Origin of the sequence: Micromonospora rubida (assembly GCF_009908295.1) — a bacterium.
GTDB lineage: Bacteria > Actinomycetota > Actinomycetes > Mycobacteriales > Micromonosporaceae > Micromonospora > Micromonospora rubida.
This window is the reverse complement of the sequence record NZ_JAAALO010000003.1, coordinates 59,433-75,493: the sequence shown is the minus strand read 5'-3', so window position 1 is coordinate 75,493 and position 16,061 is coordinate 59,433. Positions and strand designations below refer to the sequence as shown.

Annotated in this window: 16 protein-coding genes; 6 read left to right on the top strand and 10 right to left on the bottom strand. The window is 74.1% G+C overall.

The features are described from left to right. Positions 1-23 precede the first annotated feature (23 nt). A complete protein-coding gene (locus GVV04_RS10035) occupies positions 24-2,627 on the top strand; it encodes a transposase (protein WP_161686943.1) in 2,604 nt (867 codons plus the stop codon). Between the two features lie 325 nt (positions 2,628-2,952). Further along, complete coding sequence (locus GVV04_RS10030; protein ID WP_161686941.1) at positions 2,953-4,176, top strand: ABC transporter substrate-binding protein; 1,224 nt, start codon at positions 2,953-2,955, stop codon at positions 4,174-4,176. 148 nt (positions 4,177-4,324) lie between these two features. Here the strand turns inward: GVV04_RS10030 and GVV04_RS10025 are convergent, their stop codons facing one another. The 4 genes from GVV04_RS10025 to GVV04_RS10010 all read right to left on the bottom strand — a co-directional run bounded on the left by GVV04_RS10025 (position 4,325) and on the right by GVV04_RS10010 (position 9,359). Beyond that, entirely contained in the window at positions 4,325-4,918 is a 594-nt protein-coding gene (locus tag GVV04_RS10025; RefSeq protein WP_117671057.1) for a GTP-binding protein, read from the bottom strand. A 1-nt stretch (position 4,919) separates the two neighbouring features. Beyond that, positions 4,920-5,297, bottom strand: a complete 378-nt coding sequence (locus tag GVV04_RS10020; RefSeq protein WP_161688301.1) for a DUF742 domain-containing protein — start codon at positions 5,295-5,297, stop codon at positions 4,920-4,922. Positions 5,298-5,400: 103 nt separating this feature from the next. Further along, positions 5,401-5,805, bottom strand: coding sequence for a roadblock/LC7 domain-containing protein (locus GVV04_RS10015; protein ID WP_117671056.1), 405 nt, complete (start codon positions 5,803-5,805; stop codon positions 5,401-5,403). Next, complete coding sequence (locus GVV04_RS10010; protein ID WP_161686939.1) at positions 5,802-9,359, bottom strand: sensor histidine kinase; 3,558 nt, start codon at positions 9,357-9,359, stop codon at positions 5,802-5,804. The genes GVV04_RS10015 and GVV04_RS10010 overlap by 4 nt, the downstream gene beginning before the upstream one ends. Before the next feature lie 460 nt (positions 9,360-9,819). On the opposite strand from GVV04_RS10010, the gene GVV04_RS32985 reads away from it, so the two are divergent. After that, a complete protein-coding gene (locus GVV04_RS32985) occupies positions 9,820-10,158 on the top strand; it encodes a hypothetical protein (RefSeq protein WP_235965948.1) in 339 nt (112 codons plus the stop codon). Here GVV04_RS32985 and GVV04_RS10000 read toward each other — a convergent pair whose 3' ends face one another. The 4 genes from GVV04_RS10000 to GVV04_RS09985 form a co-directional block, all read right to left on the bottom strand. Further along, positions 10,159-11,238 carry an adenosine deaminase gene (locus GVV04_RS10000; protein WP_161686935.1) on the bottom strand — a complete coding sequence of 360 codons (1,080 nt, stop codon included), beginning with the start codon at positions 11,236-11,238 and terminating at the stop codon, positions 10,159-10,161. Between the two features lie 151 nt (positions 11,239-11,389). Further along, positions 11,390-11,803 (bottom strand): PPOX class F420-dependent oxidoreductase, encoded by a 414-nt coding sequence (locus GVV04_RS09995; protein WP_161686933.1) that lies wholly within the window; start codon positions 11,801-11,803, stop codon positions 11,390-11,392. After that, on the bottom strand, positions 11,800-12,078 hold the full coding sequence (locus GVV04_RS09990; protein WP_235965946.1) for an NADPH-dependent FMN reductase: 279 nt from the start codon (positions 12,076-12,078) through the stop codon (positions 11,800-11,802). Before GVV04_RS09990 ends, GVV04_RS09995 begins: the two co-directional genes overlap by 4 nt. Then, a complete protein-coding gene (locus GVV04_RS09985) occupies positions 12,066-12,242 on the bottom strand; it encodes a hypothetical protein (protein WP_161686931.1) in 177 nt (58 codons plus the stop codon). Before GVV04_RS09985 ends, GVV04_RS09990 begins: the two co-directional genes overlap by 13 nt. A gap of 59 nt (positions 12,243-12,301) precedes the next feature. On the opposite strand from GVV04_RS09985, the gene GVV04_RS09980 reads away from it, so the two are divergent. The 3 genes from GVV04_RS09980 to GVV04_RS09970 all read left to right on the top strand — a co-directional run bounded on the left by GVV04_RS09980 (position 12,302) and on the right by GVV04_RS09970 (position 13,938). After that, complete coding sequence (locus GVV04_RS09980; RefSeq protein WP_161686929.1) at positions 12,302-12,775, top strand: MarR family winged helix-turn-helix transcriptional regulator; 474 nt, start codon at positions 12,302-12,304, stop codon at positions 12,773-12,775. An 85-nt stretch (positions 12,776-12,860) separates the two neighbouring features. Continuing rightward, positions 12,861-13,058: a hypothetical protein gene (locus GVV04_RS09975; protein ID WP_161686927.1), complete on the top strand. Its 198-nt coding sequence runs from the start codon at positions 12,861-12,863 to the stop codon at positions 13,056-13,058. A 1-nt stretch (position 13,059) separates the two neighbouring features. Continuing rightward, a complete protein-coding gene (locus GVV04_RS09970; protein WP_161686925.1) occupies positions 13,060-13,938 on the top strand; it encodes a putative RNA methyltransferase in 879 nt (292 codons plus the stop codon). A 27-nt stretch (positions 13,939-13,965) separates the two neighbouring features. On the opposite strand, the gene GVV04_RS09965 is transcribed toward GVV04_RS09970, so the two are convergent. Next, positions 13,966-14,646 carry a DUF4272 domain-containing protein gene (locus GVV04_RS09965; protein WP_161686923.1) on the bottom strand — a complete coding sequence of 227 codons (681 nt, stop codon included), beginning with the start codon at positions 14,644-14,646 and terminating at the stop codon, positions 13,966-13,968. Positions 14,647-14,757: 111 nt separating this feature from the next. After that, on the bottom strand, positions 14,758-16,038 hold the full coding sequence (locus tag GVV04_RS09960; RefSeq protein WP_161686921.1) for a thymidine phosphorylase: 1,281 nt from the start codon (positions 16,036-16,038) through the stop codon (positions 14,758-14,760). Between the last annotated feature and the right edge of the window lie 23 nt (positions 16,039-16,061).

Below are 16,061 nucleotides of genomic sequence, written 5' to 3'. Positions count from 1 at the left end.
AGTCCCGGGAGGAGGACGACGCCGTGGCGCTCGTGCGCGTGTACTGCGGTCTGGCCTCAGCGGATCCGGCCGATCGACCGGCTTCGGCCGGTTCGACGCTGACGTCCGCTGTCGTCGACGACGCAGGCCGGCTGCTCCATGTCTGCGAGATCGGCGACGACCCGGCCGGATACGCCCAGCTGGTCGCCCTGCTGGTGGAGCGGTCGGGCGGGCCGAGCGGCGCCGCGATCGCGGCTGACAGCGACGACCACACGGTCACCTCGCTGCTCAGCGCCGCCGGGCGGCCACTGGCCATCGCCGACGACGACTCGGTGGACGACTTCGCCGAGCGGTTCGCCGACGACGACTCGCTGGAGGAGATGCAGTCCCCGCCGGCCGAGCGGCAGGCGGTCGGGCTGGCCCGGGCCCTCCAGGCCGGGGCGCTCTCCGCAGTCACCCTGCCGGCGCACCGGGACCTCACCGGCTACAAGCAGGTCCTCGCGGCCCATGCCGCGCTCGCCAGCGGCCGGCACTCCGCCGCCGTGGCGCTGCGCGAGGTGCTGCGGGAGCTCTACCCGGCCGCGCTGCGCGCGTACCCGGACCCGGCCGAGCCGGTCGCGCTGGCCGTGCTCGACGCGCTGCCCGAGCCCGGCATGCTGGGCGGCACGCTCGGCCGGGGCCGGGAGATGTCGGTTGCGGCGGACGCCATCGCCGCCCACCTCGCGGCCGACGGGGTGGCCGACGCCGACGAGATCAACGACGCGGTGACCGCCCTGCAGGTCGCCATCTCCGAGACCCCGCGCCGCGCGGCGGTCAGCCGGGCGCTCACCTCTGCCGTGGCGGAGACGGTCCGCCAGGCGGTCGCCTCGGTGCGGGCCTGCGACGCGGGCTGTGAGGCGCTGGTCAGCGCGCTCGGTGCCCGGGTCACCAACCCGGCCCAGGGGGCTGGCCGACGGTCCGCCGCTCGCCGGGGCGAGCCGGTCACCGAGCTGACCGGCCTCGGCGGCACCGGCGGGCTGCGCACGCTACGGCCCACCGAACCTGAGCCGGTCGGCCGCCGCAGCCGCCCCGAGCCGATCCCCGGCGGAGCAATGCCGCCCTCGCCCCGGCCCCTCGGCCCACCGCCGAGCGCACCGGAGCCGATCGCACCGCCGCCGATCGCCCCGCGCCCGATGGCCCCGGCCGCCACCGCCACCCCGCCCGTCTCCGCACCGCCGTCGGCCGGCGACCCGCGCCGGATGGTGGACGGCCCGACCAACCGGCCGGTGTCCGCGCCGCCGCCCCCGCCGCCGGGGATGACCCCGTTCGCGCCGGCCCAGCGCGAGCGTGGCTCGGTGCCGCCGGCCGAGGCCGGCGAGCCGTTCCGGCCCACGCTGACCACCGCCGCGATCCAGCACGCCAGGGCGGAGCGGCAACGCACCGTCATCCCACCCCGGCCCAAGACCACCGGCGAGCCCGCCCTGCCCACCGGCGGGTTCAGCGTCACCGACCTGAGCGTGCCGGTCCCGACCCCGCGGCCCGGCCCGGAGTCCGCTCCCCCGGGCTCGCGGGCGAACTGGCCGTTGGTCAACAACCCCGAGGCCCCGTCCGACAGCGCCGCCGACAACCCGGTCGCCCGGTCCTTCGAGGACCGAGGGGCGCGACAGATCGACGCGCCGACGGAGCTGGTGCCGGCCGACGGTCGGGTCACCCCGCCCTGGCTCGCCGACGACCTGCCCCAGGAACCACCGATGCTGCGGCTGGTCGAGCCGCCGCCGCTGGCGGACCGGGCGCTGCGCGAGGGGCCGGCCCCGGCCGGTGACCCGCAACTGGAGACGCCGCCGCTGCGGCTGGTCGACCGGGGAGAGTCGACCCGCGCCGACCGGCCCGCCCCGCAGCCCCACCCTGACCGGCCCGGGATGGAGCAACGTCCCGAACGGCCCGCGATGGAACACCGGCCCGAACGGCCGACCCTCGAACGCCGCCTTGAGCGGCCCGGGACGGAGCACCGTCCCGAACCGCCCGCGATGGAACACCGCCCCGAACGGCCGACCCTCGAACGCCGCCTTGAGCGGCCCGGGACGGAGCACCGTCCCGAACCGCCCGCGATGGAACACCGCCCCGAACGGCCGACCCTCGAACGCCGCCTTGACCGGCCCGGGATGGAACACCGGCCGGCCCCGGTCCAGCCGCCGCGTGCCGCTCCGATGGAGCGGCGCACGCCGCCGATCTCCGACGAGGGCGACGGCGACCTGCTGATCTTCGCCGCCGCCAAGTCGGCCTGGTTCGTGGGCCAGGACGACGAGGCCGAGGTCGAATGGTCGAGCACCGCGGACACCGGTTGGCAGGCCGCCGAGCAGGCCGCCCGCCCGGCCGTGGGCGCCGAGACGAAGGCCGGGCTGCCGAAGCGGGTGCCGCAGGCCAACCTGGTCCCGGGCTCACCGCTGCGCGAGGAGCGTCCGCTTCGGATCGTCCGCGACGCGGCCAGCCTGGCCGAGAACACCACCGGCTACTTCCGGGGCTGGCGTCGCGGGCAGGAGATCGGCGGCTTCGCGGTCGGCGGGCGCCCGGGACGGGAAGCGGCCGGCGGCTGGGACTTCACCCGGGACACCGGGGACCGCGACGACGACCGGGAGTACGAGTACCGGTCCGCCGGATACCGGTCCTGAGACCCGGCAGGCCCGATCCGGCCCGACGCGCCGGTGCAACGCCGACCGACTGACCCGCCACGTCCGGTGGCGGGTCAGTCGGCAAGCCATGCCCGTGGCGGGTCAGTCGGCATGCCGGACGACAACGGTTAACCCGGAGCGGCGGGTGTGAGACCGTCTCTCGGACAGCGGCCCGCCACCGCCATCGATCCCCGGAAAACCGCCTCCCACCTGCGTGTTCCTGCCCACACCCGGATAAGTTGACGCCGGGTTGCGGCGGCCGGGAACATACCCGGCGGTATCGGCCGGCGGCAGGTGTCGCCGGGGTGGGGAAGGCGACTGGCACATGGCGACACCGGCGATCGACCCGGCCACACCCAACCGGCGGGGGGTGCTCGCGGCTGCGGCGGGCGTCCTGTTGCTGGCCGCCTGCGGGCGGACCGGGGCGGGGGACGGTCCCACCGACGGCACGCCCCGGACCGGCGACCAGGAACTGGTGCTCGGCGTCAGCCTGGAGCTGACCGGTGCCGGCGCGGCGCTCGGGGTGCTTCAGGAGCGGGCCCTGCGGATCAGTCTGGAGTCGCTCAACGCCGACGGTGTGCCCGTCGGCAACCTGCGCCGGACCGTCCGGCTGGAGGTGCGCGACAACGCCAGCGACCCGGAGTTGGCCGCCCGGCACGCCACCGAGCTGATCCAACGGAACGGGGCGCACGCCCTGCTCGGCGGGACCCTCACCGAGACCTCCGCCGCCATCGTCGGCGTCGCCCAGCAACTCCGGACCCCGTACGTCTCGCTGGCGTACGGGGACGGGATCGTGCTGCCGCTGGCCCAGCGGACGTACGTCTACAAGCTGACCCCGGACGCCTCCGACGTGGCCCGCCGGCTGGCCCGCCTCATCGCCTCGCAGGGGCGGAAACGGGTCGCGGTGCTGGCAGCAGACGGGCTGCACGGCAACTCGGGCGTACGGGCGATGTCAGCGGCCCTACGGGCCGTCGAGCTGCCGCCCGGCGAGGTCGTCCGGCTACCCCGGGCCGGGGAGAGCTTCCTGCGGGCCGCGCGACGGGTGGTGGCGGCGGAGCCCGACGCCGTGGTGGTCTGGGGCACCGCCCCCGACACCGGCGGGGCGGTACTGGCGCTGCGCCAGGCCGGCCACCGTGGGCCGCTCTACCTGGACGCGGGCGGCGTCGCCGAGGACACCCTGGCCGACGGCAACTCGGCCGCCCTGGAGGGCGCGTACGCGGTGCACCCGATCTGCCTCGGCGGGTCCACCCTCACCAACACCACCACGGCGGCGCTGGCCCGGCGGGACTTCGTGTACCGCTACATCCAGCGACACGGCAGCTTCAGCGGCTTCGCCCCGTACGCCTCGGACGCGCTGCAACTGATCGCCAACGCGGCCCGGTCGGCGGCCAGCGTCGACCGGGGTCGGCTGCGGGCGTACCTGCAGAACCAGGTCACCGAGGGAATCGCCGGGGCGTACGCGTTCGCGCCGATCCGGCACGGCGGCATGGACCGCAACTCCCTCGGCATCTACCGGGTCGACCACGGCGGCTGGGTCCGGGTGTCCTGACCCGATCCGCCCGTCGCCCGAGCGGCCGGCCCCACCCCGCCAGCCCGCCGAGAGGCGGAGCGGGTCGGACGGCGGCGGGCGGTCTCGGACAGCAGGCAGCGCCCGGCGACCGGCGGCGTGCCGGTGGCCGGGCGCTGCCCGGGCGATCTCAGGCCGGCGTGACGGCGCGCGAGCGGCGCATCGTCAGCACGTACTCGACCAGCGAGATCAGCACGTGCTTCGTCGACTCCCGGTTCCGGGCGTCGCAGGCCACCACCGGCACGTCCCGGGAGATCGCCAGCGCGTCCCGGACGTCCTGCGGGTCGTGGTACTGCATCCCGTCGAAGCAGTTGATGGCCACCAGGTACGGCAGCCGCCGGTGCTCGAAGAAGTCGATGGCCGCGAAGCAGTCGGCCAGTCGTCGGGTGTCGACCAGCACCACCGCGCCGATGGCGCCCCGGACCAGTTCGTCCCACATGAACCAGAACCGGGTCTGGCCTGGTGTGCCGAACAGGTACAGGATCAGGTCCCGGTCGATCGAGATACGACCGAAGTCCATCGCCACCGTGGTCGTCGTCTTGCCCGGCACCTGCCGGGTGTCGTCGACGCCCACGCCGGCCGAGGTCATGATGGCCTCGGTGGTCAGCGGAGTGATCTCCGAGACCGAGCCGACCAGCGTCGTCTTGCCGACGCCGAACCCACCGGCGATAACGATCTTCGCCGACGTCACCCGACCGCTCGGCGCGGGCGGGCGGTGCGACATGTCAGAGCCTGCGAAGTCCACTCAGCACCCTCTCCAGCAGTTCAGTGCCCACCGTGTCGTCGGAGTCGTCCAGAATGGTCGGCTCGTGGACCGCGACCAGGCCGTCCGTCGCCATGTCGGCGATGAGCACCCTAGCTACGCCAAGCGGAAGCTGCAGCCGCGCCGCGATCTCGGCGAGCGACTGTACACGTCCGTCACACAGCGCGGCGATGTACTGGTGTTCGCGACCCTGGCTGCCGTTGCTGCTGGCAGCGGTACGGCCGCGCACCGTCGTCTCGACGAGCGCTTCCAGGGCGATGTCCAACCGGGGGCGGGTACGACCGCGGGTGACGGCGTACGGACGGACCAACGCTCCGGTCGGCTCGTCACGATCGACCATCTCGCCGCTCACCTCCTTCGTCCCTGACACCGGCTGGGCCCTGGAAGGGAACCCCTCGTCGTTGTCCTTGCCGCCCTGCCTGACCCACCGGCCAGCGCGTAGGTCAGCCCATCATTCCCACAGCCGCACGCGGCTGCGGGGTCAACGCGTCGCCCACCCGGTCGACCAGGAGGGCCATCTCGTAGCCGACCTGCCCGACGTCGCAGCTACGGGCTGCGAGCACGGCAAAGGACGAACCGTCCGAGATGGACATCAGGAACAGGAAGCCATTGTCCATCTCGACCACTGTCTGCAACACCGCACCGCCCTCGAAGCAGCGGGCCGCCCCCTGGGTCAGGCTGACCAGTCCGGACGCGATCGCGGCCAACTGGTCGGCCCGGTCACGCGGAAGGTCTCGTGACGACGCGAGGAGCAGGCCGTCCGCGGAGACGGCGACCGCATGCGCGACACCGGGCACCCGGTCGGCGAAGTTGGCCAGCAGCCAACCGAGATCCTGCGTAGTTGTCATCGTTGTTGCTCCTTCTGCCCGCTCCCGGCCACCGGGCCTGAGCCAGACTGCGAGGATTGCTGCCCTCCCGGAGTCACGTCCGGGCTGGTCGGGTTGCCGTCGGGTTGGGTACGCCCGCGCTGCACGCCTCGATGGTATGCGGAGAGCAGGCCCCGGACTCCCTCCGGCGTACGGCGCTGGGCGGAGACGGTCGGCTTCTCCACCGCGCCCGGCACCAACTGGGCCATCGGCACCCGCTTGGGCAGGCCCTGGCGGGTGGTCTCCGCGACCGGGACCTCGGTGGCCGCCGAGGCGGCCCGCCAGCCGTCGTCGGCTGAGGTCTGCCAGGCGCTACCGGGCCGGCGGGCCGTCAACGGGTCGACGGCGGGACCCCGTTGGGCGCTACCGCTGGTCGTCAGCCCGTTGTCGCGGGGCACTCCTCCGGCCATCGGGATGTCTGCCATCGGTGCGTTACCTGTCGTCCCGGGTGCTGGTGTCTGAACGGCCCGGTCGGCGACGTCGACCGCGGAGAACTGCTGGGTCACGGCGCTGCTGGTCCGGTCCGTGGCTCCGTTTGCCGGTGCCGACTGGGCGGCGCCCTCCTCGGAGCCCCCACGGCGGGTGCGGAACCACGCCGACTCGAGCTCCCGGAAGATCGGCAGTTCCATCGTCTCGTCGGCGTACCGCTGCTGGTTCTGGGCCTGCGGGGGCACCGGCCGCCGGACCGGTTCCGGTGGGGTCGGCTGGGCGACCGGGGCGTACGGCCCGGGCGGCCCGTCGGTGCGCGGCACCCGCGGCAGTTCCGTGGTCATGTCCAGGGCGGCTGCGAGGCGCTCGGGCACCGGCGGGGTGGCCGGCTCCCGCGCCGGCGGGGCCACCGGCGGCCAAGCCGGCGGCGCGGCCGGCCCCTGAGCCGACGGCGCCGGCCGGCTCGGCAGCGGCGCCGCAGAATACGGCTGACCGGAGACGGGCGCCGCAGAATACGGCTGACCGGAGACGGGCGCCGCAGAATACGGCTGACCGGAGACCGGCGCGCCCGGGAACGGGGCGGCCGAGATCGGCTGGCCGGAGACCGGCACGCCCGAAACCGGAGGGGCGGAGACCGGCGGCGGGGTCCAACCCCGGGCCTCAGGGCTGCTCGGCAGCTGCCGAGGGATCACCGGCTGCTGACCCGTGCTGTCCGGGCCGGCGCCGCCGGGGGCACGCCGTTGCGGCAGCGGGTCGATCGGCTGCCCGTTCGAGGTGCGCGGGCCGACAGCGTCACCGCCGCCGACCCCGCTGGCCCCCGTCAGGTCGGACCAGGCCGGCATCGACCGGACGGGACCCCCGGCCGGGGTGGGCGTGTCGTGGCCGTTGCGCGAGGCCGGGTCGAACGTCCGGCCGCCCAGGGTGACCTGGTTGCCGGAGTGCCCGGGCCGCTGCGTCGGCACGGGGGCCGACGGGCCGCCACCGAAGGCGGCGAACGCACCCAGGGCCGGGGGTGCCCCGGCCGGCTGCGGGCTGGAGGACGAGTGCGGACCGAAGGGCTGCGGACCGGCCGACTGCGGACCGGAGGCTGGCAGCGCGGACGGCTGCTGGACCCGGCCGGAGAGCGCGCGGGGCACCAGGACCGAGGTGGGCAGGGTGACGTCGGCGACGGTGCCCCGGTCGGCTCCGGGCCGCAGCTCGACCCTGACCCCGTGCCGGGACGCCAGGCGGGCGACCACGACCAGACCCATCATCCGGGAGACGGCCACGTCCACCTGCGGCGGCGTGGCCAGCCGCTCGTTCAGCTCGGCGAGCTGGTCGCCGCTGATGCCGATGCCCCGGTCCTCGACGTAGAGGGAGGCGCGGTCGCCGACGCGACGGGCCTCCACCATCACCTGCGAGTCCGGCGGGGAGAAGGCGGTCGCGTTGTCGAACAGCTCGGCGACCAGGTGGACCATGTCGTTGACCGCGTGCGCGGCGACCTCGATGTCCCGGTCGATCACCCCGAACTCGATCCGGGTGTAGTGCTCGACCTCGGACTGGGCGGCCCGGAGCACGTCGATCAACGCCGCCGGCTCGCGCTGCACGCGGGTGGAGTCGGCACCGGCGAGCACCAGCAGGTTCTCGTCGTTGCGGCGCATCCGGGTGGCCAGGTGGTCGAGCTGGAACAGCTCGGCCAGCCGGTCCGGGTCCTCCTCGCCGCGCTCCAGCCGGTCGAGGTGGCCGATCAGCCGGTCGACCAGGATCTGCGAGCGGCGAGCCAGGTTGACGAACATGGTCGCGACGGACGCGCGCAGCGCGGCCTGCTCGGCCGCGGTCCGGACGGCTTCCAGGTGGACCGCGTTGAACGCCTCGGTCACCTGGCCGAACTCGTCCTTGCTGCGGACCGGCAGCGGCTCGGCGATCTGGTTGGCCACCTGGACCGGGGAGAGCTGGCTGGAGATCTGCGGGTCGCGCAGCCGGGCGACCGCCTGGGGCAGCCCGTACCGGGCGATGTTGAGCGCGCCCTCCCGCAGGTCGCGCAGCGAGCGGGCCATCGACCGGGCGACCAGGTAGGCGAAGAGGATGGCCAGCAGCAGCATGCTGAGCAGCAGGCCGGTCTGCAGGAACACCGTGCGCTGCACGTCCGAGCGCAACCCGTCGGCCTGCCGGACCACGTCGCCGTCCAGCTTCGCCTCGACGGTGCGGATCAGCTTGGCGTTGGCCACCATGGCCGCGTCCCACTGGTCCGCCGCGAACGGCGCCTCGGTCATGCTGCCGTTGATGTTGCCGTCGATCCAGCCGGTGTAGTTCTGCGCCTCGCGCCGGTCACCGCCGGACACGGTCTGGTCGTGCAGGTCCGCCTCGGCGGAGTTGGCGACCGCCTTGAAGCTCTGCAGCGCCTGCTGCTGGCCGGTGCCGCTGGCGATGTAGTCGGTGCGCAGCACCGGGGTCAGCTCGCGCTGGATCAGCGCGCGGTGCACCACGACCCGGCGGACCGAGAGGTATTCCTTCTCGCGGGCGACGGCGGCTGCGGCCCGCATCCGGTCGCTCAGGTCGTTGTCGCCGGCGAGCTGGGTGGCGGAGTCGCGGACGGCGAGCAGGTCGTTGATCAGACCCTCGTACGCCTGCATCGCGTCGATGCTCTTCAGCTTGCCGTTGAACACCTGGCTGCGGGTGCCGGGCAGGTCCTTGAGGTTCCGGTCGATCCCGTCGAGGATGCTGTCCAGGCTGGCCGGCAGGTCCTCGATCTTGGCGCGCTGTTGCAGGTAGGGCTTCGTGGCCTGGTCGACCCGGCCGTTGACCCGGTTGTACAACTCCTGGTATCGGGCCGTGGGCTGCTCGCCGGTGGCCCCGAGCAGCAGCACCGCCGAGGTGCGCTCGTCCTGGAGGCTGTTGACCAGCTCACCGGAGTAGCCGACGAGGTTGGCCAGGTCGCCGGAGCGGTTGGCGTTGTTCAGGGTGTCCAGGTTGTCGACGAGGCCGCTGGTGCCGACGACCACCGTCGCGATGGTCGGCACGATCATGATGAGACCGAGCTTGGACCAGATCGGCATGTCGCGGAGCCGGCCGGCCGGCCGACGCAGTCGCGACAGGAAGGAGCCCGCCGTCTTCGGCCGTTTGCTCACGTCACCGCCCTCGCGATCACAGCGTCCGCGTGTTGTCCCGGGCACCGCCCAGCGACCGACCCGGCGGGTCGGACCTCCGAGATTCCATCACGCCGACTTCCAAAGAGAAAGCCCAGGTTGGCGGTTGCCGGGGGTGTGATGAGATGTTGATGCAATTTGCTCGCAATCCGTCTGGCCGGAGTCACACAAAGTAATGGATCACCCGCACCGCGTCGTCCTGCTCGCTGGCCCATCCGGCTCCGGAAAGTCGTACATCGCGCAACGAACCGGGCTTCCGGTTCTCTGTTTGGACGACTTCTACAAGAACGGCGATGACCCTACGTTGCCACGCCGAAACAACCTTGTGGACTGGGATTCACCGCGGTCGTGGGACGCCGAGGCCGCCGTGGAGACGATCGCCCGGCTGTCCCGAGACGGAAAGGCCGAAGTGCCGGTTTATGCGATCGGTGCGGATCGCCGAGTGGCCACCCGGCCGTTCGAGGTCGCCGGGTCGCCGCTCTTCGTCGCCGAAGGAATCTTCGCCGCCGAAATCGTCGAGGAGTGTCGACGCCGGGGGCTGCTCGCCGGGGCGTACGCGCTGCGCCGCCCGAGGGGGACCACCTTCCTCCGGCGGCTGACCCGTGACCTCGCCGAACAGCGCAAGGCCCCAGGCGTGCTGCTGCGCCGAGGGCTGGCCCTGCTGCGCGCCGAGCCTGCGGTGCTGCGCCGACAGGCGGGGCTCGGCGCGCAGCCGGCCCCGGCCCGCGAGGTGTTGCGCCGGGTGGCCGACCTGCTCGCCGGCCACCCGCACCACCACTGATCAGCCCAACACCTTCGCGTACGCGGGCTTGATCACCTCATCGATGATCGCCAGCCGCTCGTCGAACGGGATGAAGGCGCTCTTCATCGCGTTGATCGTGAACCACTGGAGTTCCTTCCAGCCATAGCCGAAGGCGTCCACCAGCAGCGCCATCTCCCGGGACATCGAGGTGCCGCTCATCAGCCGGTTGTCGGTGTTCACCGTCACCCGGAAGCGCAGGTCGCGCAGCAGCCCGATCGGGTGCTCGGCGATGGACGCCGCCGCCCCGGTCTGCACGTTCGACGACGGGCACAGCTCCAGCGGGATCCGCTTGTCCCGCACGTACGCGGCCAGCCGGCCGAGCGTCGGCGGGTCGCCGGGGGTGATGTCGTCGACGATGCGCACCCCGTGGCCGAGCCGGTCCGCGCCGCACCACTGGATGGCCTGCCAGATCGACGGCAGCCCGAACGCCTCGCCGGCGTGGATGGTGAAGTGGAAGTTCTCCCGCTGGAGGTACTCGAAGGCGTCCAGGTGCCGGGTGGGCGGGAAGCCCGCCTCCGCGCCGGCGATGTCGAAGCCGACCACCCCGGCGTCCCGGTGCCGGACGGCCAGCTCGGCGATCTCCTGCGACCGGGCGGCGTGCCGCATCGCGGTGAGCAGGGTGCCGACCCGGATCGGGGTGCCGGCCTCCGCGGCCAGCGCCGCGCCCTCGGTGAACCCGGTGACGACGGCCTCCACCACCTCGTCCAGCGTCAGGTCCCGCTCCAGGTGCTGCTCGGGGGCGAACCGCACCTCGGCGTAGACCACCCCGTCGGCGGCCAGGTCCTGGGCGCACTCCCTGGCCACCCGCCGCAGCGACGACGCGGTCTGCATGACGGCGACGGTGTGCGCGAACGTCTCCAGGTAGCGCTCCAGGGAGCCGGAGTCGGCCGCCTCGACGAACCACCGGCCCAGCGCCTCGGGGTCGGTGGTGGGCAGCTCGTGACCCACCTCGGCGGCCAGCTCGACGATCGTCGCCGGCCGCAGGCCGCCGTCGAGGTGATCGTGCAGCAGCGCCTTCGGGATCTTGACGATGTCCTCGTAACGGATTGTCGCGACCATGCTCAGACCCTAGTCGGCCCCGCCGAGCCCGCCTACGGGACCGGCGGGGATCGGCGGTCGGCGTACCGCCGGTCCGGTCCGGCCAGGCGCCCCGGGTCACCCGACCGGCCCGGCCCGCGTGGCCGGGCCGCGGGGCCGGCCCCGCGCCTGGTCAGGGACGCCAGCCGTACACCCGCTCGACGGCGAGCCGGAGCACCAGCCGACCGTCGGCGACCATCGCCGCCCGGTAGTCGGCCCAGTCGGGGTGCTCGCCGCGGATCCGCCGGTAGACCTCGACCAGCTCCTCGACGCCTGCGTCGTCGGGCGCCGCCGCCGGCGGGGTGAGCGTGACCACGCCCTCCGCGACCGCGTACGCCCCGCCGTCGGAGGTGGTGACGTGCAGGCTGGCCCGGGGATCGCGGCGCAGGTTGCGCACCTTGGCCCGGTCGCCGGTGGTGGAGCAGCGGATCAGGCCGGGCTCGGCGAGGTAGTCGAGGTTGGACAGCTGGGGCCGACCGTCGCGCCGCAGGGTGACCAGCACGCCCCGGCCGCGCTCCCCGAACAGCTCCCACAGGCGGGCGTTCATGCCGGCACCCGCAGCGGGGCGAGGGCGGCGGACAGCCGGGCCACCAAGACGAAGGCGGCCCCGGCGTCGACGGCGGCGGTGTGCCGGTGCAGGTAGCGCCTCTCGGAGGGGTGGTGCGGCTCGTCGTGGAAGGGCGGGCCCACCTCGGCGAGGTCGACGAGGCGTACGTCGTCGAAGGCGTCGTGCTCGGCGACGATCGCGGTGCACCAGTCGCCGGTCCGGCGGCCCACCCGGCCGGGCCGGGTGCTGGCGACGATGACGGTCAGGCAGGGCATGGCGGTGTCGTTCCTGTGGTGGGGGGCCGGCGCGGGGCCGGCACGGTGAACTTCGGGATGAGGTGGTGCGCCAGCGGCCCGATGCTGACGGCGAAGAGGAGGGTGCCGGGGCCGACGCGGCCGGCCAGCAGGCGGACCAGCCGGCTCGGCCATCTGGTTGACATGTCACCTACATTAGGAGGCAGATTGATGACATGTCAACCAGATGTCTAGGATGGATGGCATGGAACGACCACGCTGGCTCGACGAGCGGGAGCAGAGCGCCTGGCGCGGATACCGGCGGATGCGCCGCCTGCTCGACCTGGAGCTGGCCCGCGAGCTGATGCGGGACGCGGGGCTCTCCGAGCCCGACTACGACGTCCTCTCCGACCTGGCGGAGACGCCCGACCGGCGGCTACGGCTCAGCGAGCTGGCCGACCGGATGCTCTGGTCGCGCAGCCGGCTCTCCCACCATCTGACCCGCATGCAGCAGCGTGGCCTGGTCACCCGCGAGGAGTGCGCGGCGGACGGGCGGGGCGCGGTCGTCGCGCTCACCGCCGAGGGCCGACGCGCCGTCGAGGCAGCGGCCCCCGGCCACGTGGCGGCGGTCCGCCGGCACCTCATCGACCTGCTGACCCCCGACGAGATCGCCGCGCTGGACGCGCTGACCCACCGGGTGGTCGACCACCTGACCGGCCCGGACGACGCGCGGCGGTGACCCTGGTGGTGCCCACGCCACCTTCGGACCGGCGTACGCGCCCCGCGCCACCGGAGGCCGTCGTGCCGGCTGGGAGAATGGTCCGATGAGCGGCGTGCGGCAGATCTGGCGGCAGGTCACCCGGCTGACCGTCGCGGCGGGGCTGGCCTTCCTGGGCATCGTGTACTTCCTGGCCACCCTCCTGACCGCCGGGCTCAGCCTGCTCGGCGTCGGCCGGCCCCTGCGCGACTGCGACGACGACCACCGCCGGGTACGCGCGGTGCTGACCTACCTGGACGCCTGACGTGGACCCCCGCATCGTCGACCGGCTCCGCTGCCCGGTCTGCGCCGAGCCGCTGGCCGAGGTCGTCGCCGGCGGTGCCAGCGCGCTGCGCTGCCCGCGCCGGCACAGCTTCGACGTGGCCCGCCAGGGCTACGTGAACCTGCTCGCCGGCCGCGCCCCGCACGTCGGGGACACCGCCGAGATGGTGGCCGCCCGCGCCGACTTCCTCTCCGCCGGCCACTACGACCTGATCTCCACCGCCCTCGCCGCCGCCGCCACGCAGGCCGTGGAGCACCTGGTCGGGGCGCGCGCCGTCGGGGCGTACCCCCTGGTGGTGGATGCCGGGGCGGGGACGGGCCGGCACCTCGCGGCGGTGCTGGCGGCGCTGCCGGACGCCGCGGGTCTCGCCCTGGACGTGTCGAAGCCGGCGCTGCGCCGGGCCGCGCGGGCGCACCCGCGCGCGGCGGCGGCGCTCGCCGACACCTGGCAGCGGCTGCCCCTGGCCGACGCCGCCACGGCCGTGCTGCTGAACGTCTTCGCCCCGCGCAACGGGGCCGAGTTCCACCGGGTGCTCGACCCGGCCGGGTCCCTGCTCGTGGTGACCCCGGCCGAGGATCACCTCACCGAACTGGTCGGCGCCCTCGGCCTGCTGCGGGTGGACCCGGCCAAGGCGGACCGGGTCGCCGAGAGCCTCGGCGGGCACTTCACCCCGGCGACGTCCACGGCGCACCGGCGGGAGCTGGCGCTGACCGGCCCGGAGGTCGCGACGCTGGTCGGGATGGGCCCCAGCGCCTGGCACACCGACCCGGCCGGGCTCGCCGCCCGGGTGGCCGCCCTCCCCGAGCCCGTCCGGGTGACCGTCGCGGTGCGGCTGGCCGTCTGGCGCCCGACGCCCCGCTGACCGCCCGCCGCTTTCCGTGCCGGCCGGTCAGGTGGAGAGGTCCACCTCTTCCCAGCCGGGGGGCTCGTCGTGGTACGGCCCGCGCAGGATCACCGCCCACTCCAGGGCCCACCGGCGCTGGCCGATCGCGTTCGCGTCCACCAGCCCCGGCGGCGTCCGGCCGGCCCGCTCCGTCTCCAGGTACGCCCAGTCCAGGCAGTAGTGCAGGTCCAGCAGGGCCGCCGCGTCGGCGGGATGCTGCGGGGCGGTGAGGATCCGGGCCCGCCAAAGGCCGAGGGTCTCCCCGTCGGGGATCTGCGGCATCCGCTCCACCAGCCGCTCGTCGACCGGCAGCGTCGGGTCGAGCTGCTTGGTCAGGCCGAGCACCCACGCCAGCGCGAAGAGCGCGTCGTGGTGCAGCACGAACGACCGGTGGTCGCCCTTGCCGCCGGTCACGAACTGGAACTCCGGCGGCGTGACCATGTCGACCAGGTGCGAGGCGAGCAGCCAGCTCATCGCCGACTGCGGCGGCATCCCGAAGCAGCGGGCCAGGATCAGGTGCAGCACCGCGATGCGGGCCTCGATCTCCACCGTGGGTCGGAGCTCGATCTGGTCGCCGGGCTCCCACACGAGCGGGAACTGGGCCGGCGGCAGCGGGAGACGCAGCCGGGACAACTCGTCCAGGCTCGCCTCACGCACCTCCCGTGGATCCGGGGCGGGTACGGTCACGGCGGAAAATTCCTGTCTGCTCGCGACGACTCAGCGCCGGCTTGTCCCCCTGGCCAGGGAGGATAGCGCTCCGGGTCGGCCGGCACCATGCCGCCCGGGCGACCGTCGCGCTCAGCCGATCCGCTCGATGACCAGCGGCGTCGCGGCGGGCGCGACCGACGAGATCCGTACCGCCCGCGCGGCGTCGTCGGCCGCCGCCGGAATCCGGGCGGCGTCGTCCGTGCGCAGTTCGTAGATCGGGTCGCCCGCCCGCACCGGGTCGCCCGGACGCCGGTGCAGCACGACCCCCGCCGGCACGCTGACCGGGTCCTCCTTGCGGGCCCGCCCGGCGCCGAGCCGCCACGCGGCCACCCCCATGGCGTACGCGTCGACCGCCGCCACGAAGCCGTCCGCGTCCGCGCGGACCACCTCGACCTCCTTCGCGGTCGGCATCGGGGCGTCCGGGTCACCGCCCTGGGCGCGGATCATCGCCCGCCAGGAGTCCATCGCCCGGCCGTCGCGCAGGGCGGCCGCCGGGTCGGCGTCCGGCAGCCCGGCCGCGTCGAGCATCTCGCGGGCCAGCGCCAGGGTCAGCTCCACCACGTCGGCGGGGCCGCCCCCGGCGAGCACCTCGACCGACTCGGTCACCTCGACGGCGTTGCCGATGGTCAGGCCGAGCGGGGTGGACATGTCGGTGAGCAGGGCGATGGTCCGCACGCCGTGCGCGCCGCCCAGCTCGACCATCGTCCGGGCCAGCTCGCGGGCCTGCTCGACGGACTTCATGAACGCGCCGGAGCCGACCTTCACGTCGAGCACCAGCGCGCCGGTGCCCTCCGCGATCTTCTTGCTCATGATCGAGCTGGCGATCAGCGGGATGGCCTCGACGGTCCCGGTCACGTCGCGCAGCGCGTACAGCTTGCGGTCCGCGGGGGCGAGCCCCGCGCCGGCCGCGCAGATGACCGCTCCGACGTCGCGGAGCTGGGTGATGAACTCGTCGTTGCTCAGCGCCGCCCGCCAGCCGGGGATCGACTCCAGCTTGTCCAGCGTGCCGCCGGTGTGCCCGAGGCCCCGGCCGCTGAGCTGCGGCACGGCGGCGCCGCAGGCGGCGACCAGCGGGGTGAGCGGCAGGGTGATCTTGTCACCGACGCCACCCGTGGAGTGCTTGTCGACGGTCGGCCGGTCGACGGCGGAGAGGTCCAGCCGCTCCCCGCTGGCGATCATCGCGGCGGTCCACCGGGCGATCTCCGGCCCGGTCATGCCGCGCAGCAGGATCGCCATGGCCAGCGCCGACATCTGCTCGTCGGCCACCAGACCCGTCGTGTACGCGTCGACCACCCAGTCGATCTGGGCGTCGCTCAGCACGCCACCGTCCCGCTTGGCCCGGATGACGTCGACCGCCGTGAAAGCACTCACCGTTGAGTTCCTCTTCTCGTCCT

What these genes read in the sequence shown, in the direction of transcription:
- GVV04_RS10030 (WP_161686941.1), top strand. Translation starts at nt 2,953, where the DNA reads ATGGCGACACCGGCGATCGACCCGGCCACACCCAACCGGCGGGGGGTG.
- GVV04_RS10025 (WP_117671057.1), bottom strand. Translation starts at nt 4,918, where the DNA reads ATGTCGCACCGCCCGCCCGCGCCGAGCGGTCGGGTGACGTCGGCGAAG.
- GVV04_RS10020 (WP_161688301.1), bottom strand. Translation starts at nt 5,297, where the DNA reads ATGGTCGATCGTGACGAGCCGACCGGAGCGTTGGTCCGTCCGTACGCC.
- GVV04_RS10015 (WP_117671056.1), bottom strand. Translation starts at nt 5,805, where the DNA reads ATGACAACTACGCAGGATCTCGGTTGGCTGCTGGCCAACTTCGCCGAC.
- GVV04_RS10000 (WP_161686935.1), bottom strand. Translation starts at nt 11,238, where the DNA reads ATGGTCGCGACAATCCGTTACGAGGACATCGTCAAGATCCCGAAGGCG.
- GVV04_RS09995 (WP_161686933.1), bottom strand. Translation starts at nt 11,803, where the DNA reads ATGAACGCCCGCCTGTGGGAGCTGTTCGGGGAGCGCGGCCGGGGCGTG.
- GVV04_RS09990 (WP_235965946.1), bottom strand. Translation starts at nt 12,078, where the DNA reads ATGCCCTGCCTGACCGTCATCGTCGCCAGCACCCGGCCCGGCCGGGTG.
- GVV04_RS09985 (WP_161686931.1), bottom strand. Translation starts at nt 12,242, where the DNA reads ATGTCAACCAGATGGCCGAGCCGGCTGGTCCGCCTGCTGGCCGGCCGC.
- GVV04_RS09980 (WP_161686929.1), top strand. Translation starts at nt 12,302, where the DNA reads ATGGAACGACCACGCTGGCTCGACGAGCGGGAGCAGAGCGCCTGGCGC.
- GVV04_RS09975 (WP_161686927.1), top strand. Translation starts at nt 12,861, where the DNA reads ATGAGCGGCGTGCGGCAGATCTGGCGGCAGGTCACCCGGCTGACCGTC.